General features: G+C 72.3%; 22 protein-coding genes. 10 read left to right on the forward strand and 12 right to left on the reverse strand.

Annotated elements, in window-relative coordinates:
- Positions 1-35 precede the first annotated feature (35 nt).
- From ACIBTU_RS07365 to ACIBTU_RS07380, 4 genes are all read right to left on the reverse strand, one after another.
- Positions 36-494: an SRPBCC family protein gene (locus ACIBTU_RS07365; protein WP_399124966.1), complete on the reverse strand. Its 459-nt coding sequence runs from the start codon at positions 492-494 to the stop codon at positions 36-38.
- Positions 491-1,267 carry an SDR family oxidoreductase gene (locus ACIBTU_RS07370; RefSeq protein WP_399124967.1) on the reverse strand — a complete coding sequence of 259 codons (777 nt, stop codon included), beginning with the start codon at positions 1,265-1,267 and terminating at the stop codon, positions 491-493. Before ACIBTU_RS07370 ends, ACIBTU_RS07365 begins: the two co-directional genes overlap by 4 nt.
- A gap of 125 nt (positions 1,268-1,392) precedes the next feature.
- A complete protein-coding gene (locus ACIBTU_RS07375; protein WP_399124968.1) occupies positions 1,393-2,361 on the reverse strand; it encodes a linear amide C-N hydrolase in 969 nt (322 codons plus the stop codon).
- Positions 2,362-2,370: 9 nt separating this feature from the next.
- Positions 2,371-3,267 carry a helix-turn-helix domain-containing protein gene (locus ACIBTU_RS07380; protein ID WP_399124969.1) on the reverse strand — a complete coding sequence of 299 codons (897 nt, stop codon included), beginning with the start codon at positions 3,265-3,267 and terminating at the stop codon, positions 2,371-2,373.
- Between the two features lie 208 nt (positions 3,268-3,475).
- Here ACIBTU_RS07380 and ACIBTU_RS07385 point away from each other — a divergent pair, with 208 nt between their 5' ends.
- Complete coding sequence (locus ACIBTU_RS07385; protein WP_399124970.1) at positions 3,476-4,234, forward strand: SDR family oxidoreductase; 759 nt, start codon at positions 3,476-3,478, stop codon at positions 4,232-4,234.
- A gap of 8 nt (positions 4,235-4,242) precedes the next feature.
- Here ACIBTU_RS07385 and ACIBTU_RS07390 read toward each other — a convergent pair whose 3' ends face one another.
- Together ACIBTU_RS07390 and ACIBTU_RS07395 are read right to left on the reverse strand one after the other, a co-directional pair.
- Entirely contained in the window at positions 4,243-4,449 is a 207-nt protein-coding gene (locus ACIBTU_RS07390; RefSeq protein WP_399124971.1) for a hypothetical protein, read from the reverse strand.
- Positions 4,450-4,596: 147 nt separating this feature from the next.
- A complete protein-coding gene (locus tag ACIBTU_RS07395; RefSeq protein ID WP_399124972.1) occupies positions 4,597-5,184 on the reverse strand; it encodes a hypothetical protein in 588 nt (195 codons plus the stop codon).
- Between the two features lie 134 nt (positions 5,185-5,318).
- Here ACIBTU_RS07395 and ACIBTU_RS07400 point away from each other — a divergent pair, with 134 nt between their 5' ends.
- The gene (locus tag ACIBTU_RS07400) at positions 5,319-6,281 is read left to right on the forward strand and encodes a tetratricopeptide repeat protein (RefSeq protein WP_399124973.1); all 963 of its coding nucleotides are present in this window, start codon (positions 5,319-5,321) and stop codon (positions 6,279-6,281) included.
- Between the two features lie 24 nt (positions 6,282-6,305).
- Here ACIBTU_RS07400 and ACIBTU_RS07405 read toward each other — a convergent pair whose 3' ends face one another.
- A complete protein-coding gene (locus ACIBTU_RS07405) occupies positions 6,306-7,322 on the reverse strand; it encodes an Lrp/AsnC family transcriptional regulator (protein WP_399124975.1) in 1,017 nt (338 codons plus the stop codon).
- A 170-nt stretch (positions 7,323-7,492) separates the two neighbouring features.
- Here ACIBTU_RS07405 and ACIBTU_RS07410 point away from each other — a divergent pair, with 170 nt between their 5' ends.
- Positions 7,493-8,878, forward strand: coding sequence for an MFS transporter (locus tag ACIBTU_RS07410; protein ID WP_399124976.1), 1,386 nt, complete (start codon positions 7,493-7,495; stop codon positions 8,876-8,878).
- Entirely contained in the window at positions 8,875-10,080 is a 1,206-nt protein-coding gene (locus ACIBTU_RS07415; protein ID WP_399124978.1) for a M20 family metallopeptidase, read from the forward strand. The genes ACIBTU_RS07410 and ACIBTU_RS07415 overlap by 4 nt, the downstream gene beginning before the upstream one ends.
- A 22-nt stretch (positions 10,081-10,102) precedes the next feature.
- On the opposite strand, the gene ACIBTU_RS07420 is transcribed toward ACIBTU_RS07415, so the two are convergent.
- Both ACIBTU_RS07420 and ACIBTU_RS07425 read right to left on the reverse strand, forming a co-directional pair.
- The gene (locus tag ACIBTU_RS07420; RefSeq protein ID WP_399124979.1) at positions 10,103-10,801 is read right to left on the reverse strand and encodes a hypothetical protein; all 699 of its coding nucleotides are present in this window, start codon (positions 10,799-10,801) and stop codon (positions 10,103-10,105) included.
- A 131-nt stretch (positions 10,802-10,932) separates the two neighbouring features.
- The gene (locus tag ACIBTU_RS07425; protein ID WP_399124980.1) at positions 10,933-11,733 is read right to left on the reverse strand and encodes a hypothetical protein; all 801 of its coding nucleotides are present in this window, start codon (positions 11,731-11,733) and stop codon (positions 10,933-10,935) included.
- 252 nt (positions 11,734-11,985) lie between these two features.
- Here ACIBTU_RS07425 and ACIBTU_RS07430 point away from each other — a divergent pair, with 252 nt between their 5' ends.
- The 3 genes from ACIBTU_RS07430 (at position 11,986) to ACIBTU_RS07440 (ending at position 14,739) form a co-directional block, all read left to right on the forward strand.
- Positions 11,986-12,750: a metallophosphoesterase family protein gene (locus ACIBTU_RS07430; RefSeq protein WP_399124981.1), complete on the forward strand. Its 765-nt coding sequence runs from the start codon at positions 11,986-11,988 to the stop codon at positions 12,748-12,750.
- A 102-nt stretch (positions 12,751-12,852) separates the two neighbouring features.
- Entirely contained in the window at positions 12,853-14,070 is a 1,218-nt protein-coding gene (locus ACIBTU_RS07435; protein WP_399124982.1) for an MFS transporter, read from the forward strand.
- A 96-nt stretch (positions 14,071-14,166) separates the two neighbouring features.
- Positions 14,167-14,739 carry a suppressor of fused domain protein gene (locus ACIBTU_RS07440; RefSeq protein ID WP_399124983.1) on the forward strand — a complete coding sequence of 191 codons (573 nt, stop codon included), beginning with the start codon at positions 14,167-14,169 and terminating at the stop codon, positions 14,737-14,739.
- 28 nt (positions 14,740-14,767) lie between these two features.
- Here ACIBTU_RS07440 and ACIBTU_RS07445 read toward each other — a convergent pair whose 3' ends face one another.
- A complete protein-coding gene (locus ACIBTU_RS07445; RefSeq protein WP_399124984.1) occupies positions 14,768-15,109 on the reverse strand; it encodes a VOC family protein in 342 nt (113 codons plus the stop codon).
- Positions 15,110-15,333: 224 nt separating this feature from the next.
- On the opposite strand from ACIBTU_RS07445, the gene ACIBTU_RS07450 reads away from it, so the two are divergent.
- Both ACIBTU_RS07450 and ACIBTU_RS07455 read left to right on the forward strand, forming a co-directional pair.
- A complete protein-coding gene (locus tag ACIBTU_RS07450) occupies positions 15,334-15,495 on the forward strand; it encodes a hypothetical protein (protein ID WP_399124985.1) in 162 nt (53 codons plus the stop codon).
- A 35-nt stretch (positions 15,496-15,530) separates the two neighbouring features.
- The gene (locus ACIBTU_RS07455) at positions 15,531-15,881 is read left to right on the forward strand and encodes a hypothetical protein (protein WP_399124986.1); all 351 of its coding nucleotides are present in this window, start codon (positions 15,531-15,533) and stop codon (positions 15,879-15,881) included.
- A gap of 46 nt (positions 15,882-15,927) precedes the next feature.
- Here the strand turns inward: ACIBTU_RS07455 and ACIBTU_RS07460 are convergent, their stop codons facing one another.
- Complete coding sequence (locus ACIBTU_RS07460; protein ID WP_399124987.1) at positions 15,928-16,866, reverse strand: MHYT domain-containing protein; 939 nt, start codon at positions 16,864-16,866, stop codon at positions 15,928-15,930.
- Between the two features lie 326 nt (positions 16,867-17,192).
- On the opposite strand from ACIBTU_RS07460, the gene ACIBTU_RS07465 reads away from it, so the two are divergent.
- Positions 17,193-18,020, forward strand: coding sequence for a MarR family transcriptional regulator (locus tag ACIBTU_RS07465; protein ID WP_399124988.1), 828 nt, complete (start codon positions 17,193-17,195; stop codon positions 18,018-18,020).
- 16 nt (positions 18,021-18,036) lie between these two features.
- On the opposite strand, the gene ACIBTU_RS07470 is transcribed toward ACIBTU_RS07465, so the two are convergent.
- A complete protein-coding gene (locus tag ACIBTU_RS07470) occupies positions 18,037-18,828 on the reverse strand; it encodes an alpha/beta fold hydrolase (protein WP_399124989.1) in 792 nt (263 codons plus the stop codon).
- Between the last annotated feature and the right edge of the window lie 162 nt (positions 18,829-18,990).

Below are 18,990 nucleotides of genomic sequence, written 5' to 3' on the forward strand. Positions count from 1 at the left end.
CGACCACCCCGCTGTGCGGTCTTCCTGTGCGCGCGTCAGCCGAACTTGGCCTGGAGTGCCGCCAGTCCGGTGCCGTACGTGCCGTCACCGAAGACCGACTCCACCTGGGCCGCCGCCTCCTCGGTGGACCGGTACCGCGCCGACCACACCACCTCGGAGCCTTCCGCGTGCGGGCGGACCGCGAGCGTGGCGACGTAGTCGGTGATCGGCAGCATCGGGTCGAGGACCGTGTACGTGTAGGCGGCGTGGTCCTCGGGGCCGACGGCCGGCGCGAGGAGCCTCTCCCGGGCCACCACCTTGCCCTCGACGGCGAACACCCGGATGTCACCGTCCTCGGCGTCGACGGAGGACGGGGGCACGTACGGGTGCCAGTCGCCGAGCCCGTGGAACTCGCCGATCACCGACCAGACGTCGGCGGGCGCGGCAGGGAGCACGACGGAACGCGTCAGGGTCTGCTGCGGGGTGTGCTTCTGGGTGTGCTGAGGGGAGGTCACCAGGCACCGTCCCCGCGCAGCACCGCGTCGGCGCCGCCGTCGATGAAGACGACCTGGCCGGTCACATGGGTGTTGACCGGCGAGGTCAGCCACTCGAGGAGCGGCGCGACCTGCTCGGGCGTCGCGTGTCCGTGCAGCGGCATCGGCACGCTCGCGTCGACGACCTTCCGCATCTGGGGGTCGTCCAGCAGCGGCTGGGTCATGGGCGTCACGATGGTGCCGGGCGCGATGGCGTTGAGGGGGATGCCCGCGCCCGCCCACTCCTCGCCGATCGCGGTGCGGCGCAGCCAGCGGGCGACGGCCTGCTTGCTCGAACCATAGATGAGGTGGCCCTCGCCGCGATCGGCGGCGGCCTGCGCGGCGGCGACCGCGGCGTCCTCGTCACCGGAGAGCACGGCGTCGACGATCGCCTGGTCGGCGGGGTGCACGGAGGCGACCGAGGAGATCACGACCGCGCGCGGGTCGGTCCCGGCCGCGAGCAGCGGGCGCAGCCCGGTGAGCGTCGCGAAGGCGCCGAAGCAGTTCACGCGCACGGTGAGCGGGGTGAACTGGGACAGGCCGGCGCAGGCGATCACGGCGTCGAGCCGGCCGCCCGTCAACTCGGTGGCGCGCTCGACCAGTTCGGCCCGCCCCTCGGGGGTGGAGAGGTCGGCCGAGATGTCGGCGCCCTTGAGGTCGGCCCCGATGACCCGGTGCCCGGCGGCGCGCAACCGCTCCACCGTGGCCTTGCCTATGCCGGAGGCGGCTCCGGTCACCAGATGCGTACGAGACATGTCGACGATCGCTCCTTCACGGCGTGGTGCGGCCGCCGGAGGCTTCCCGCCCATGACGACCCCTGTGCGTCAACATATGCCTGAGTGGCACAACGTGCCAAGATGCGCGGGGTCGGGTCCTCGTCTCAGGCCACGGAGAACCGGAACGGCTCGCAGGGCTCGTAGCGGGCGGTGACGTCCCCGACGAGGCCGTCGGCGCTCAGATCGAGGCGGGCGGCGCGGGCGAAGTCGACGTCGTCGAGGTGGGTCCAGACGATGTCGGGGCTGAACGAGGATTCGAAGGCGTACACGCCGTGGGTGAGGTCGGCGAGGGTGCGCCAGATGGTCATGGAGATGTTCGGACGGGCCGGATCGGGCGTCCCGAAGGGCTGGGCGGCGTTGCGCATGACGCTGAGCAGGGCGGCGTAGGCGCGGGCCGGGGTCTCGGCGGCGGGGAGGCGCCGCAGGTAGTAGGCGGCGCGGACGAAGCGGTCGGCCGCCTCGGTCGTGCCGGGCAGGGGCCTGGTGCCGCCGAAGCCCTCGTACTGGTTCAGGTGCTCGAGCTGCTCGTCGAAGGGCGGGGAGTTGGTCATCACGGTGTACGTGCGGCCGTGGTGGATCCGCGGCTCACCGTCCAGGATCTCGATGATCGCCGAGTCGCCCGTGGCGTCGTCGAGGGCGAGGTGCACCGTGCTCCAGGTCCCTGACCGGGAGTCGCCCTGCGGCCGGATCTGGAACGGCTCGGCGACCAGGGAGGCCAGGGCCTCGGACACGGTGGCGAAGCGGTCCAGGAAGTACTGCGTCCACAGCGAGACGCTCAGCGCCGGCCGCGCGGGATCGCGTTCGCCGAAGTCGGACTCGGCCAGCCACAGCAGGTGCGCGGCGAGCCCGGCCTCGTTCATCCCGTCGGTGGTCGCCGCGTCGTACGCCGTGGCCACGACGCTGCCGTGACGGGCCGTCCAGCGCAGCGGCCGCGGATCGTCCGGCCCCACGCCGGTCCGCTCCGCCCCGCGCGGCAGCACCCACAGATTGGTGTCGAGACGCTGCTTCCAGTCCATGTTCCGGCCGACCACGACCGGTTGCCCGTCCGCCTGCCACAGCACACGTGTACACATGCGGCCACGCTAGGCCGGGCCGACACCACCCGCACGCGGAGCCGTGGCGCGCAGGGCGCGCGGGGTGAGGCCGAGGTGTCGACGCATGGTCCGGGTCAGGTGGCTCTGGTCGGCGAAACCGCAGGCCTCGGCGATGACGGCGATGGGGGTGTCCGTGTCGAGCAGCGCGGCGCGGGCCCGGTCGAGGCGCTTGCGCAGCAGGTACTGGTGCGGGGAGTGCCCGGTCGAGGCCCGGAAGACGCGGCTGAAGTGGGACGGGCTGACGCCCGCAAGGCGGGCGAGCGTGTCCAGCGTGATCGGCTCGCCGAGATGGGTGTGCACGTAGTCCAGGACGTGTGCGAGGCGGCGCGGTGGCAGGGCGGCGGACGGCCCCGGGTCCGGCCCGCCCCGGGCGGCGGACACCTTGATGACGTGCGCGGCGACCGCCTGCACCAGCGACTGCGCGTAGAGGAGATCCGCGGGCCCCGGCTGCTCGTACTCCAGGACGAGCCGTTCCACCATCATCGCGAGGAACGGGTCGCTCAGCCGGAAGCTGGGGGTGATCTCCAGGGAACCGGGCAGTCCGGCCTCGGCGGCGAGCTTCTCCAGCCAGACCGGGTCGAGCGCGACCAGCATCAGCTCGACGTCCTCCTGCCAGCGCGGCCGGCAGGCCCAGCCCGCCGGATTGATCAGTGACTGGCCCCGGTGGAAGCGCTCGCGCCGCGCGAATCCGTCCGCCGACCAGGCGAGATTCGTCGACGTCCCGGAGTGCACCGCCAGAATGTGCGCACCGGGGCCGACCGGAGGCTGGGCGACCGGGTGCCGGCCCGCGCCGAGCTCCTTGTCGCGCTCGACCACCGCGTGCCCGAGCCCCTCGCCGCTGCCGGACAGGCGCACCAGATGCGGTTTGATCAGTGACGTGCTCACCCCACCATTCTGAGCCCGCGCGGACCGGGCCCGCAGCCGAGCGGCACGGACCGCCCGCCCGGGGCGCCGGTTCGTGAGCCGTTTGTTCCAGGACCGCCGGATCGTTCAAGAATCCGGGCCGTCCCAGCAGCGATGTTGGTGTCACAGGTACCAGCCAGACATCCAGACATCACACGTCCCCGACATCGCTTCGGAAGGAACCATCGCGATGACCTCGAACCACACGCTGTCCGGGAAGACCGTCCTCGTCGCCGCGGGCGCCAAGAACCTCGGCGGACTGCTCAGCACCACGGTCGCCGCCGGGGGAGCGAACGTCGTCGTCCACTACCACTCCGACGCCACCGAGCCCGACGCCAGGAACACCCTGCGAGCCGTGGAGGAAGCGGGCGGCAAGGGGCTCCTCGTCCAGGGCGACCTGACGAAGGTCGACGAGGTGGAACGGCTCTTCACCACCGCCAAGGACCACTTCGGTGGCATCGACGTGGCCGTCAACACCGCGGGCATGGTGCTGCGCAAGCCCATCGTGGACACCACGGAGGACGAGTACGACCGCATGTTCGCGGTCAACTCCAAGGCCGCCTACTTCTTCATCCGCGAGGCCGGCCGCCACCTCAACGACAACGGCAAGGTCATCACCATCGTGACCTCGCTGCTCGCGGCCTTCACCGACGGCTACTCCACGTACGCCGGCGCCAAGGCCCCCGTCGAACACTTCACCCGCGCCGCGGCCAAGGAGTTCGCCGAACGCGGCATCTCCGTCAACAACGTCGCGCCCGGCCCCATGGACACCCCGTTCTTCTACGGCCAGGAGACGCCCGAGCGGGTCGCCTTCCACAAGTCGCAGGCGCTCGGCAACGACCTCACGAAGATCGAGGACATCGTGCCCCTGGTCACCTTCCTGGCGACCGACGGCGGGTGGGTCACGGGCCAGACCATCTTCGCCAACGGCGGTTACACCACACGCTGACACACGCCCTAGAAGTGCGGATCGACCTCCCGGCGGCGCTTCGTCTCGATCTCCCAGCCCGGCTGCCGGCTCCGGTGGGCCTCCTCGTAATGGATCGGCATCGAGAACCGGGCTTCCCGCATCGCACCGTCGTACTCGTCCCCCAGGCACAGGAGGAATCCGCACGTGGTGCAGCGGGCGAAATAGATGGTGTCCCTGCCTTTGGGCCTGCCCATGGGCTTCTCCCTCGACCAGCTCCGGCTGCCGCGTGCGGCGTCAGCGTGACCACTTGGATAGCTACACTTTCCAATGTGGCGGGCCGACGGGGTAGAGCCTGGGCGAGATTGACCGGATTCCGTCGTCTCCGGCCGGGGCGGTCCGGGTCAGTCGGTGATGAACCAGTTGTCCTTGAGGTACTCGAGGGTGCTGCTGCCGAGCTGCTCCTCGGTGAAGGTGACGGAGGCCTTGACCGCGGAGGTCGGGATCTCGACATTCTCCGCCGAGCGCACGATCACGCCCTGCGGGTCGACCGTCGCGGTCTGCAGGGCCTTCTTCTGCTCCGGCGAGAACATCTGGAACGTGACGCGGAACGTCGAGGTGCAGGGCCCGAACCCCTGGTCCTCCGCCTGCTTCGCGGCCGGCCCGGAGATCTCGCAGACCGTGTCGATGTCCTCACGCCCCACCGCGTGGAGGAACTCCTCGTACCGCTTGATCGCGCCCTCCTTCGTCCTGGGCGCGGCCTGGGCGCCGGTCGGCTCGGCCGACGGCTTCGCGGACGACGGCTGCTCGGCCGGAGCGGACGGCGACGGCGTGGCAGAAGGAGTCTGCGTCTGCGCGGGCGACGACGCCTGCGAGGGCTTCGACGCGGCGTCGTCGTTCGAGTCGCCCGGCCCGCACGCCACGGCGCCCAGGACCACGCAGGTCGTCACGGCCAGCTTCACCAGCGTCGGAGCCAGCGTTCGAGCGTTCATCCCGTCCCCCAGGGTCAGTCGGCAACACAGGGGGTCACGCAGGAACGGACCCGACGGTTCCCGCGTCTGTTCCCCCGGTGGTGTGAACCGCGGGCGGGGCTCCGGCCCCGCACACGATCCGGAGGGGGACGGCCGTGCGGGGGAGCGCGAACGACGAGGCGCGGGGCGAGGCGGTCCGGCGTCTTCGCGAGGCGGCGGAGGCCGAAGACGCCGTGGCGGCGTTCCGCTACGGCCTGCACCTCGGCACGCACGACGACCGGACGGGCGGCGAGCGGTGGCTGCGGCGCGCGGCCGAGCTGGGACACCCCGACGCCGCCGTCATCCTCGGCGTGCTGCTCCACGAGTGGGGGCGGAACGCCGAGGCCGAGCCACTGTTGCGAGCGGCGGCCGGCGCGGGACATGTGCGGGCGATGGAGATGGTCGGGTACCTGATGCGGGCGCGCGGGGAGGAGGCCGAGGGCCTTCTCTGGTACCGGCGTTCGGCCGACGAGGGCAACCCTCAGGCCATGGCTGTACTCGGGGCCGCGGGCCAGGAGCGGGGCGACGACGAAGAGGCCGAGGCATGGTTCCGCAGGGCCGCCGAGGCGGGACTCGCCGACGCCGCGTACGCCCTCGGGCAACTGCTGTACCAGCGGGGCGAGTCGGCCGAGGCCGAGACGTGGGCCCGCCGGGCGGCGGCCGGAGGTTCCACCGCCGCGATGAACACCCTCGGAGCCCTCGCCATGGAGCAGGGGGACAGGGAGACGGCCAAGTCCTGGTACCGCAAGTCGGCCTTCGCCGGCGACGACGAGGGCGGCCGGCACTTCACCGCGCTGCTCGACGGTGCCGAGATGCTGGCTGAGCTTGAGAGCTGGCTGACCCGGCGCGCCCGCAAGGGGGACGTCAACGCGTCCTTGGCGATGGGCCGTTCCGAGGAACTGCGCGGTGACCTGTACGCGGCGCAGGGCTGGTACGAGAAGGCCGCAGAGGCGGGGCACGTGGGGGCGATGGAGCAACTGGCCAAGCTCTCCGAGCGGCAGGGGTACGCCCGGCAGGCCCGGGCGTGGCGGCGCAGGGCCGCCGCCGCGCCGCCACCGGAAGAAGGGCCAGGAGCGTAGAAGGGTGCGGCGGCTGAAGGGGGTTCACCAGGGGCGGATCGGGTGGACGCCCGTGCGGCGGCCGTCGTCGGTCAGCAGGTGGCCCATGCGCTTCACGGTGTGCAGGCCCACGATGCGGTCGGTGACCGTCAGGGAGGGGAGACGGGCGCACAGGGCGGTCTCGCGGCGCTGGATGTCGCCCAGGTCGTGCACCCAGAGCGTGGTGAAGATGTTCGCGGTGCCGGTGACGGCGGCGACCAGCCGGCACTCGGGCAGGGCCGCGAGCGTACGGTGCACGGCGGCGGTGTCGCGGGCGGGCGCGCGGCCCAGGAGCGAGACGGGTACGGGCCGCCCCGCGAGGGCGTCGGCGACGTCGCAGCGGAAGGTCAGCACCCCCGAGTCGGTCAGCCGGCGCAGGCGTCGCCGTACCGTCGCCGGGCTGCTGTCCGCGTGTTCGGCCAGCGCGGCGAGACCGAGCCGCCCGTCGCGCACCAGGGCGTCGAGCAGCGCACGGTCCACCGCGTCCAGCTCGGTGGTCGGGACGGCTTCCGGGCCGCCGGGGCCGCCCGTGCCGAGGGCCGTGAGCTGCGCGGGGTCCAGGGAGCGCAGACGCCAGCGGCTGCCCTCCACGTAGAGGGACGTGGCGAAGAGGCAGTCGACGGAGACGAGGTCGGGCAGCGGTTCGAGGTCCTCCGTGAGGAAACGGCCGAGCGCCGGCAGGTCCGGGGCGAGCACGTCGAGCAGCAGGTCGGCGCTCCCCGGCGCGGTCAGCTCGATCGTGGCCGCCTCCTCGAACGCGCACAGCCGCTCGGCGACCCGCCGCCGCGTCCCGGGCCGGCAGCGCAGCAGCACGAACGCGGTGCAGCGGGTCCGCGAGAACTCCCGGCCCGGCGCCGCCGACACCCAGGCGAGCCCCTCACCGGACAGCCGGTCCCAGCGCCGGGCGAGCGTGCCCGCGGTGACGCCGAGGGGCGCGGCGAGCTCGGCCCAGGCGGCCCGCGGCCTCAGCTGCAGCGCGTTCACCAGCGCGAGATCGAGCTCGCTGATGACCGTTTCTCGCATGCGCCGTCCTCCCCGTGCACGATTCCCACGACTTTTCTGGCCGCTACGGCCGTGGCGAGCACAGTAGCCACCACTTTCGGTTCCGGCCACCAGAAGGGGTGCGCACTGTGAACTCAGTCCCGGTGATCCCAAGAACGAGCGCGGGCAGCCGCGTCGGCACAGGTCGCGGCATGCTCGCCGCGATGGCGGTCGTCGTCGTGTTCAGCGGCGTCGTGCAGGGCTACCTCACACCGCTGCTGCCCGAACTCGGTGCCCGCCTCGGCATCGACGGCGTGGGGCAGAACAACCTGTACCTGCTGGCACAGGCGGCGTTCGCCGTGCTCACCCCGCTGCTGTCCCGCCTCGGCGACCTGTACGGCCACCGCCGGCTGCTGCGCGTCGCCCTCGCCATGGTCGCGCTGGGCTCCCTGCTCATGGCGCTGCGGCCCACACCCCTGACGCTGGCCGTGGGGATGGTGCTCCAAGGGGCGGTCGTCGGCTTCTTCCCGCTGCTCGCCGGGATCCTGCGCTCACGCGCCCCCGAACGCGGCCGCACCGGCATGTCCCTCCTCGTCGGCTCCCTGCTCATCGCCATCGGCGTCGGCGGCCTCGTCGCCGGGGCGCTCAGCGAACAGCACGCGGTCGCCGGACTCTGGACAGCCGTCCCCGTCGCCGTGCTCGCCGTCGCCGCGGGCATCGCCCTGCCCGACAGCGACGGCCCTCGCGGCGGACGCTTCCACTACGGCGCGGCCTGCCTCCTCACCGCCGGTCTGACCGCCCTCGTCCTCGTCCTCGCCCAGGGCGGCACCTGGGGCTGGACCGCACCCCGCACGCTCGGCCTCGGCGCCGCGGCCGTCCTGGTCCTCGCCGCCTGGACGACCGTCGAGCGGCGCGCCGAGCACCCGCTGGTCAACGTCCGGATGCTGAGCGAGCGCCGCCTCGCCGTGGTCAGCGCTCACACCTTCTGCGCCGCCTTCGGCACGATCGGCTTCCTCGGGGCGAACGCCCTGTTCCTCGGCGCCGACCCGGACGGGACCGGTTACGGCATGGGACTCGGCCCGCAGGCCATCGCCACCGTCTCCCTCGCCATGGTCGTCGCGGGCTTCGCCGGATCCACCGCGACCCCGCGCCTTGCCCGCCGCATCGGCGACCGCGCGGTGCTCGGCACCGGCGGCGCGCTGATCGCGCTCGGCTTCCTCGGCATGCTCCTCTTCCACGCCACGCTGCCCCAGTACGTGGCCTGCGCCCTCCTCGTCGGCCTGGCCACCGGCCTCTTCGAGTCCATCACCCGCACCCTGTCGGCCGAGATCGTGCCCGCCCACCAGACCGCCCTCGCCGTCGGCCTCAACGAACTCGCCCTCTCCCTGGGCGCCGCGATCGGCGCCGCCGTCATCGGCGCGCTGTTCGCCGGGCACCGGCTCGGCGCCCACATCGGACTCGACGGCTTCCTGTGGAGCTGGGGCGCCTGCGCCGCCGTCGCCCTGCTCGGCTCGGTCGTCGCCCTCGCCTACGGCGCCGGCCACGCCCCGGCCCCCGCCCACCCGGAACCCCTCACCGCCGACGGAGAACCCGCATGACCGCCCCCGCCCCCACCCCCGACGCCACCCGCGAAGCCGTCCTCCACGCGGTCCGCGCGTACGCCGAGCAGCTGACGGAACTGAGCCACGGCCTGCACGACGACGCCGAGCCGGCCCTCCAGGAACACCGGTCGGCCGCCCGCGTCGCCGCCCTCCTCGACACGGCCGGCTTCACCGTCACCCGCCCCCTGGCCGGACTGCCCACGGCGCTCCAGGCGACGTACGGCACCGGCGAACTCGTCATCGCCTTCTGCGCCGAGTACGACGCCCTGCCGGGCCTGGGCCACGCCTGCGGGCACAACGTGAACGGTGCCGCGTCCGTCGGCGCCGCGATCGGCCTCGCCGCCGTCGCCGACCGGCTCGGGATCACGGTCCGCCTGATCGGCACCCCCGCCGAGGAGGACATCGGCGGCAAGGTCCTGCTCCTGGAATCCTGCGTCTTCGACGACGTCGCCGTCGCGATGATGGCGCACGCCGCCCCCGAGGACAGCGTCGGCGCTTCCTCACTGGCCATCGGCGCCTGGGACGTCGCCTTCCACGGCCGCCCCGCCCACGCCGCCCTCGCCCCCTGGGAAGGCGTGAACGCCCTCGACGCCCTCACCGTCGCCCAGACCGCCATCGGCCTGCTGCGCCAGCAGCTCCCGCCGGGCTCCCTGGTCCATGGCGTCATCACCGCGGGCGGCGACGCCGTGAACGTCATCCCCGAACTCACCCGCGCCCGCTACGAGATACGCGCCCCCGACCTCGAACAGCTCGCCCTCGTACGCGACCGGGTCCACGCCTGCTTCGAGGCCGGCGCCCTCGCGACCGGCGCCCGCCTCGAACTGGAGCCCCACGGCAAGGACTTCGCCGAACTCCGGCAGGACCCCTTCCTCTCCGAGGCCTACACGGCGGCGGCGCGCTCCCTCGGCCGCGACCCGCAGTCCCGCCACGGCGAGACCATGGCCTCCACCGACATGGGCAACGTGTCCCGCCTCGTCCCCTCCATCCACCCGACGATCGGCTACGACACCGGGGGAGCGAAGCAGCACACCGCCGAGTTCACGGCCTACGGGAAGAGCCCGGGCGCCGACCGGGCCGTCCTCGACGCCGCCGCGGCGATGGCGCTGACCGCCGTGACGGCGGCCGGCGACCCGGACCGACGGCGACACCTGCTCGACGGGGTGCTCCGGCGCCCGGTCCTCGACCGCCGGCCGGGGTGAAGGGGAACGGCCGGCGGGTCGGTCAGCGGGCGGCTGCCAAGGTGGGCTCGAAGTCCTTGTTGGTGCGGCAGCCCAGGTTCTCGTAGGTGTTGACCTTGGTGTCCGGGTCGGTCTTCACGAGGTGGTACTTGCAGGCCCCCTTGATGTGGCTGCCGGAGACGCCGCCGGGGAAGTCGATCTCCTTGTTCCAGAGGTAGGGCGACTCGTACCCGTTGAGATGTGCGGTGGCGTTGACGTCGATGCCGCCCGGCGCCTCGATCTCGTAGACCCAGCCGGTCTTCGCCGCGCCGTACGTGGCGAACTTCTCCGCGACCCACTTCTCACAACTCGTGCTGAGGTGCGCGGTGTTCTGGCCACCGCCCTTGACGATGTACTCGGCGAGCGGCGTCATGGCCTCGCCGCGCGGCGCGAAGCCGTCCTCGAAGAGCTGCTCGACGTTCTCGCGGGTGTCTCCGCGCCACAGCGTGTTGGTGTCGTCGCGCCACTGCCAGTTCTCCTCTGCGGCGGCGCGGTGCACGGCCGGGGCGATCGCGGGGGAGGTGGTGGTGCGCCACCAGTCGAACGGGTGGAACCCGGTGACGGGCCCGCACGGGCCGGTGTCCGGGGCCTGCGCGGCCGCCGTCGTCGTGCGGTGGTCGGAGGCGTCCGCCGGGGTGGCCAGAGCCAGGGAGCCCGTGGCGAGCGCGGTGGCGGCGAGAACACGCAGGACTGCGGAGAACATGGTGATGGCCCATCAGTTGATCAACAAGATGGACCTTGTATATCCGCGCCGGAGGGGAGTGCCGCCCGGATCGGCGGGCGGTCACTCCCGGGGCGGCAACAGTCATATGTTCACGGCGCCCCCGCTCCGGCTCACACGGACCGGCGGTCGCCCTGGTTGTCGCAGGGGAGCGCGGAGGCCGGGTGGTGGGCGAGGAAGTCGCGGGTGGCCTGGCGTTCGGCTTCGCTGATGGCGGTCGGCTCGACGTCGATGATGCCGCCGAAGGGGCGGTCGACGTCCCGGATGATGCACAGCGCCGTCGTCAGGAGGCCGGTGATGACGAGGAGCGCGATCAACTGGCCGCGGTTCTTCTTGCGGGGCAGACAGATGCCGAGCGCCACGACGGTGATGACCAAGGTGATGAGCAGGAACCAGAGGATGGCACTCGGGATACTCGCGGTCGCCTGGGTGAGACGCTCCTCGCGCTCGTCGGAGCGCTTGTTGTCGGCGGCCACGAGCATCCCGAACACCGGCTGGCCCGCGAGGTCCTCGAACGTGTTCCGGAAGTCCGTGGACCACACGCTCGGGGCCGGGGACCCCTCACCGTCGGACATCGCGGGCCACTCCCGGACGCGGACGGCGCGGGCGTAGCAGACGGCAGCGGCCTGGATCCGGGCGCGTTCGACGCCGGGCGCGTACTCGGCCGTCTCCACGATCTGGTCCAGGGCCCGGGCCTCGCCGCGCGAGGCGACCTCGGCCTTCCCGTACGAGCCGTTGGCCGTGACGAGGACGAAGCTCAGCAGGAGGACGGTCATCGTCAGGAGCGGGCCGACGAGGTCCTTCACGGCCATGCCCGTGCCGTCGTCCTCGTTCAGCAGCCATGGCCGCAGCCAGTGGTTCGCGGCCAGTCCGGCGAGCAGGGCCAGTACGGCGACGACGATGACGAGGACCACGAGCGGCCACCTCCGAGGGGCGGTGAGGGGGGTTCCCGGTACGGGCGAGCGTCATGATCATGTACGCCTGAAGGCGCCCGTGAACTGCGGAAACGTTCACCTACCGCCACATGGACGAATCCCTTGACCCGGCGGGACCACGCACCACGTGGTGTTCCTGGCCGACTCTCGCCGGCCCTCGCCGAACCTCGGCGGCTACGCGCCGGGCGAAAGTCCGGGCCGGTCACCGGCCCCCGCCCCACAGTGGTGCCCATGCTGAACCGAGTAGCTGTCCTGTCCGACATCCACGGAGTCCTGCCGGCCCTGGAGGCCGTGCTCGCCGAGCCCGACGTCCGCTCCGCCGACCGCATCGTGCTCACCGGCGACATCGCGGCCGGCCCCCAACCGACCCAGGTCCTGGACCTGTTGACGGGCCTCGGCGACCGCGTGAGCTGGATCAGCGGCAACGCCGACCGGGAACTCCTCGAATTCCGCCGGGGCGGACGGGACACGATCCCCGACCCGATCGCCCCCTGGGCGGCCGAACAACTCCGTGAGGCCGACCTCGACCTCCTTGCCGCACTCCCACGATCCCTCACCCTCTCCGTGGAGGGGCTGGGAAAGGTGCTGTTCTGCCACGCCACCCCGCGCGACGACGAGGAGGTCGTCCTCGTCGACTCCCGCCTCGACCGCTGGGCGGAAGTCCTCGACGGGCTCGAACCCGACATCCGCACCGTGGTCTGCGGCCACACCCACATGCCGTACGCGCGCCTCGCCCACGGCCGACTGATCGTCAACCCCGGCAGCATCGGCATGCCCTACGGCCGCACCGGAGCCCACTGGGCCCTCCTGGGCCCGGGCGCACAACTCCGCGTCACCCCCTACGACCTCGAAGCCGCGGCGACCCGACTGGCCCGGGACTCCTCCTACCCCGACATCACCGCCTGGTCCGACTACTACCTGAACGCGCGCGCCACCGACACGGACGCCCTCACGGCCTTCGCTCCGCGCGACGGACGACACCCTCACGGTTCATAGAGGCTGGACCTCTGGACCTCTGGACCCCTGCGACCGTGAGCCGCGAGCGGGAGGTGGCCACCGGGATCACGATCGCTGTTCCATTCGGTATACCGTTCGACGATGTTGGACAGACGGACACATGATCTGACCGACGGCGCCCCGGGTGTCCCGTCGGTCTGGCGTGCCCCGGGCATGCCCGCCCTGCTCGGCTCGACCGGGCTCGGGTTCGCCGGTGTCTCGCTGCTGATGCCGGTCGCCCCGCTCTGGGTGCTCGACGGCGGGGCCGACGAGCTGGGCGCCGGTGTCGTCAACGCCGTGATGATGCTCTGCACCGTGGTCGCCCAACTCCTCGTCGGGCGAACCCTGCGACGGATCGGCTGGCGCCGCACGCTCGTGCTCGGGGCCGTCCTGCTCGGAGCCCCCGCACCGGCCCACCTGCTCACCGACGACGTGCGGGCGGTGACGGCACTCGCGGCGATACGCGGCCTCGGCTTCGGGATCATCACCGTCTGCGGCGCCACAGGCGTCGCCGCGCTCGTCGAGCCCGCACGCCGCGGCCGCGCCGTCGGAGCCTACGGACTCGCCATCGCGGCACCGCAGTTCCTGCTCATCCCGATCGCACCCTGGCTCGCCGAGAGCGTCGGGTACTGGCTGGTCTTCACCGCCGCGGCCATTCCCCTCGCCGCCGTCGCGCTCGTCCCCTCCGTGGCCCGCGCCCTGCACACCCACGATGTCCCCGGCGCGGGCGCGACCCCGTCCGGCCCGCCGGCCGACCCCGCCCGCCTGCGCCGCGCCCTCACCGGGCCGATCGCCGCACTGCTCGCGATCACCTCGGCCGGCGGCGCCGTGCTCACCTTCACCCCGAGTCTCGCCCCCGACCCCGCCGTCGTGGTCGTGGCACTCCTGGCGTTCACCGGGGCCTCGGCGTTCTGCCGCTGGGCCTTCGGAGGCTTTGCCGACCGGCGCGGCGCCGCCCCGGCGATCGCACCGCTCCTCCTGCTCGGCGCCGCCGGACTCGCCGCGATCGGCGCCGGAACGGCCAGTGACTCGGACACCGCTGCCGGGGCACTGCTGATCGGCGGGATGCTCACCCTGGGCGTCGCGTACGGAGGCCTGCAGAACCTCACGCTCGTCCACGCCTTCACGGCGGCGGGGGAGGACGCGCGATCGACCGTCGGCACGGCCTGGAACGTCGGCTTCGACGCAGGCACCGGACTCGGCGCGCTCGCAGCCGGCGCGGTCGCCGCCTCGACCTCCTACACGCTCGCCTACGCCGTCCTCGCCGCCGTCACCGCGCTCGTGGGCCTGGCATGGATCATCGCCGACCGGAAGGCCTGAAGGCGGCCCGGAGCGGCGGCCCGACTAGTGTCTGGGGGACGGGGCCGACGCGACGGGCGGCGGCCGCGAGGGTGACCGTTCGACGAGGAGTGTCTGGTGCCGGTGCTGATCGATCACCTCGAGAACCGGCTCGGGCTCATGGCCGGCGCCTGGTCGGCCCGTGACGGCGCACCGTCCGGCACTCCCCAGGTGGCCGCGTTCCGGGAGGGCCGGCTCGAGCGGGTGCAGGCGTTCGCCACGATCGGACTGTCGCGGACGCCGTTGCGGTCCCCGGACTCCGATCGCCACTACCACCTGGAACTCCTGGCCTGCGACTACGTCAAGGACAGCGAGGACCACGGCCCGCTGCCCGGCGTCGTGGAGTTCGTGGCCGAACGCATGGTGGCGGCGGGACATGCGCTCCTGCGCGGGGACGTGATCCCCCTGCCGGTTCCCCTCCCGGGCGCAGGCATGACGGCGCTCTACGCCGCCCTGCCGGTGTACTTCGACGACGGCTTCTCCTCCGTGACGATCGAGAACGGCGCCGACGTCGCGATCGTGTGGCTCGTCCCCATCACCTCGGCCGAGGCCGACTTCGTCCGGATCAAGGGCTGGCCGGCCTTCGAGCAGGCACTCGTGGCCCAGGATCCGGATCTTCTCGACATGGATCGCGCGGGCCTGGACCTGTGACCGTCCTCCTTCGCCGGCCGGGGTTCCCTCACCCGGTCTCGCCTCCGAAGCTGATCTCGTTGCCGTCCGCGTCCCGGTAGACGAACTTGGTCACGCCGCCGGCGTACGACTCGCGAAGCGCCGGCTCGATGCCCCGCTGGGCGGCCCCGGCGACCCGCTCCTGGAGGTTGTCGACGAAGGACAGGACCAGGGCGTTCCCGGCCCGTTCCGCGTCCTCCACGATGTAGACGTGACGGTGCTCCGCCACTTCCCACACCGCCTCGATGTCGTTCGGCTGCATCGACGGCGGCTCGCCGAAGAGCCGTTCGTACCAGGGCAGCGCCGCGGCGTAGTCGGTGACGGGGATCCCGGCGAAGAGGTCCAGAGCCATGTCGTCGTCCTTCCGAGGGAGTTGATGGGGTGTGCGTACCGGCTCCGGCGGCGGCGAGGAGTGATCGTCGTGCGTGGGTTGGTTACGGTGAGCGGTGATCAGCTGTCGATCCGTCAGAGAGTGAGAGCACCCCGATGATGCCGCCCTCCTGCCCTATATGTCGTGTCCCGTACCAGCTTTCGGATGTCCCGTACGAGGACTTCACCCTTGTGGAGTTCCGGCCCATGACGACGTATCCGGACGACTGGGCCGGCCACCCGGAGAACTGCGAATGGTTCTGCCCCGCGCACCTCCCTCTCACGGAGGGCCTGACGCACCTGCCCGCGTTGGAAGCGATGAGGCTCATCCAGGCGAAGGTGCGCGGGACGACGAACCAGGAAGCCTAGGGCCACTTGTTCGGATCAGTCTGGGCTCTCGGGGCGTGGCACTCACATCTGCGGCGTTGTCGTCACTCGCCGAGGACGAGTGGGACCACCGCTTCGCCGCACTCCTGACTGTCATGGGACGCGGCGGCGTCGGTTTCGATCTGCGGGGCATCGAGTGGAGAGCGACCTCGGCCGAGCGTGCCCGGGCGAAGGGCTTCGTCCTGCGAGCCGTCGCACTGGCGCGGAGCCGCCACCGTTGGGACGAGTTGGGCTACACCCCGCCTCTCGCGGAGGAGTACCTGCTTCAGTTCAAGTCCCTGGTCGAGTCCTTCGTGCCGACCGATGGCGAGGGTGTCAACAGTGGCGGAGGATTCCCCTCGCCCGAGGACCGTGCGGTCGCCTTCTGACGCTTCCTCTGCATCCGCCCGGGAACCCCCTGAGCGCCTCCGGACGTCAGGTCCGGCGGCGGCTGCCGGGGCGGGCGCGTTCATCGCCCGGAGGCGTGGTGGGCCGGAACGCGGAGAACCGGTCGTCGGCGTACGCGTTCCTGTAGCCGCTCGCGTGCCCCGACGTGTCGGTGGTGCGCCCGCGCAGCCCGAGGGACGGCACGTCCACGCTGAGGCGTTCGGGCGGGGAGGACGCCCGGTCCGTGGGGCCCATCACCATCAGCGGGTCGAACATCACGATGGCGCCGGCGATGACCAGGAAGGCCAACGGGCCGATGAGCATGGGGACGAGCATGTCGAAGGACGAGCTGGTGATGTACGCGGGGGTGCCGGCCGAGTGCAGGTGGACCTCGAGGGCCGCCATACCCGTGTAGTGCATACCGGTCACCGCGACGCCCATGATCAGGCTCGCGCCCAGGCTCCACGCGAGACCCTTGTCCTGAACCGCCGCCCACAGCGCGGCGGTCGCGGCCACGACGGCGATGACCAGCGACAGCGCGACGGTGGAGGTCTCGTAGTCGAGCGAGGCTCCGCGTACGGTCATGGCGGCCATGCCCAGGTAGTGCATGCCCCCGACTCCCAGGCCGGTGATGACGCCGCCGGCCAGGAGCGCCGGAACGGTCGGGCCCTGGAAGCCGACGATGAACACACCGACGCTCACCACGGCGATGGCCACGGCCAGACTGGCGTAGGTCTTCGTCCACTCGAACTCGACGGGCGCCCCGACGACGCTGAAGCCCATCATCGCGATGAAGTGCATCGTCCAGATTCCCGAGCCGATGGCCCCGGCGCCGAGGGCCAGCCAGGCCGGACGGCGACGTGAACGGTCGAACCTGAGGGAACGGGTGGTGCAGCGCAGCCCCAGGGCGCTGCCGAAGTACGCCATGGCGTAGCCGACGGCGGGTGTCACTGCCCCGTAAGTGAAGCCGTCGATGGTGCCTTCCATGAGAAGCGCAGCCTTCCTGGCCGATATGGAGGGACGAGGAAGGTCAGCCCCCGTCCGCGTTGTGTGTCAACTGCCGGGCTGAGCCTGTGCAGTTGGTGGTGCGGCGAGGAGTATCCCAGCGGCTCGGCCGGTCCGGGGTCACGAAGTCGCCACGGCTGGGCCACACTTCCCGCACGCGGGCCCCGGCGCATCCCTCACCGGCCCGTCCGGCGCGTCTCGTGCAGCGGGATCGACACCTCGCGTCCGGTGCCGACCCGTGCGCGGGCCGGGATCGCGGGCTGTGCCGCTCCTCACGGGGCAGCCGGTCCGCGGGCATGATGGGGGACATGACCCGGATCGCCCGCCGCATGCACGAGCTCCTGGAACCCCTCTGCCTGGTCACCTTCTTCGCCGACGAGTGCCACCAGGAGCTCGCCGCGCTCGGCCACCGCACCTACTGGGACGGTTACTTCGCCAGCCGCGCCGCGCCCCTGGGACGGGTCCCGGCGCAGGTCGTGCACGCGGCGTTCTACAACTTCGCCGACGGGGAGGTCGCGCGGCACATCCCCAGCGCCTGGGAGACGATCCCGCCCGAGGCCTCCCTCGCCGCACGCGAACGGGGCAGCGCCGCTTCCCTGCGACGCATCCTCGGCCCCGAGCTCGCCGGCTCCCCGGGCCTGGTGCGCGCCGCCGACCTGACCGCCAGAGCCGCGACGAGCGCCCCCACCGAAGGCCGCGTCATGTACGCCGGCCTGCGCACCGTCCCCGTGCCGCAGGACCCGGTCGCCCGGCTCTGGCACTGCGCGACCATGCTGCGCGAACACCGCGGCGACGGGCACATCGCCGCCCTCCTCGGCGCGCGCATCGGTGGAACGGAGGCCCATGTGCTCTCCGCGCTGGACCAGGGCATCCACCCGCCGGAGTCCTTCGGTCGCATCCACCACCTCCCGAAGGAGCGGCTGGCCGCGGTCATGAACGGCCTGCGCGAGCGCGGGATCGTCGGCACCGACGGCCACTTCACCGACACCGGCCGCGCCGTCAAGCAGCGCATCGAGGACCTCACCGACGAGCTGGCCGCCGCGCCGTACGAGGCGCTCCCGCCCGCCGAGCTCGACGAGTTGATCGCGGTGCTCGAGCCCCTCACCGCGAAAGTGGTGGCCGCGGGGTCGCGATGACCCCGCGGTGGGCGTCTCATGAGTGGCGTCGGCAGAAGTCCCGTACGGCCCGGTTGAAGTCCTCGGGCCGTTCGAGGTTGCTGAGGTGTCCCGCGCCCGGGATGACGACGAGTTCGGCGTCGGGGATCGCGGCCCGGAACTGACGGGCGACGGCGAGCGGCGAGCGTACATCCTGCTCGCCCCAGAGGAGGAGCGTCGGCACCGAGACGGCGGGCAGGATGTCCCGCTGATCGGTCCCGGCCATGAGGGCCAGCTGTGCCCGCAGGGTGTCCGGTCGCGCGGCGGCGGCCATCGCCTCCAGCAGCGGTACGTACGCGGCGGGCGGCGCACCCGCGAACAGTCCCGGTACGGCGGCCGGAGGGAAACCGGTCGGCGAGGCGTCCAGCATCCGGCGCACACCGGCGACGCGGGCCGCCACCTCTTCGGCGGGCAGGGAGCCCTTCCAGCCGGCGTAGGTGTCGGCGAGGACCAGGGTGCGGACGAGGTCCGGGTGGTGGCGGTAGAACTCCAGGGCGACGGTGCCGCCCCAGGAGAGTCCCGCGACGTGTGCAGGCCCGAGCCGCAGTGACGTCACGAGCGCGGCCAGGCGGTGAGCGTAGTCCGCGAGGGCGAACGACGCGGGTAGCTCGCCCGAGCGTCCCGCGCCGGGTTCGTCCCACGCCACGACCGTGAACGCGTCGGCCAGCGCGTCGAGTTGGGGTGTCCACACGCGGGCGTCGTCGCCCGCGCCGTGCAGGAGGACCAGGAGCGGCCCGGCCCCCGCCCGGTCGTAGGCGATCGGCAGCCCGTCGGCCCGCGTCGTCGCCATGTCACCAGGCTAGGCCCGCCCGTCGGCACTGTCGCGGCGCGGGTCGGCGCCTCGGATGCCGCTACGGGGGAGCGGGGCGTCAACTGGCCTGCGTACAGCCCTGATTGTGAAACGGGGACAGTCCCTGTATCTTCCCCGACAGGAAACGTGGACAGCCCCCGT

The organism is Streptomyces sp. NPDC050145 (assembly GCF_044460245.1).
Lineage (GTDB): Bacteria > Actinomycetota > Actinomycetes > Streptomycetales > Streptomycetaceae > Streptomyces.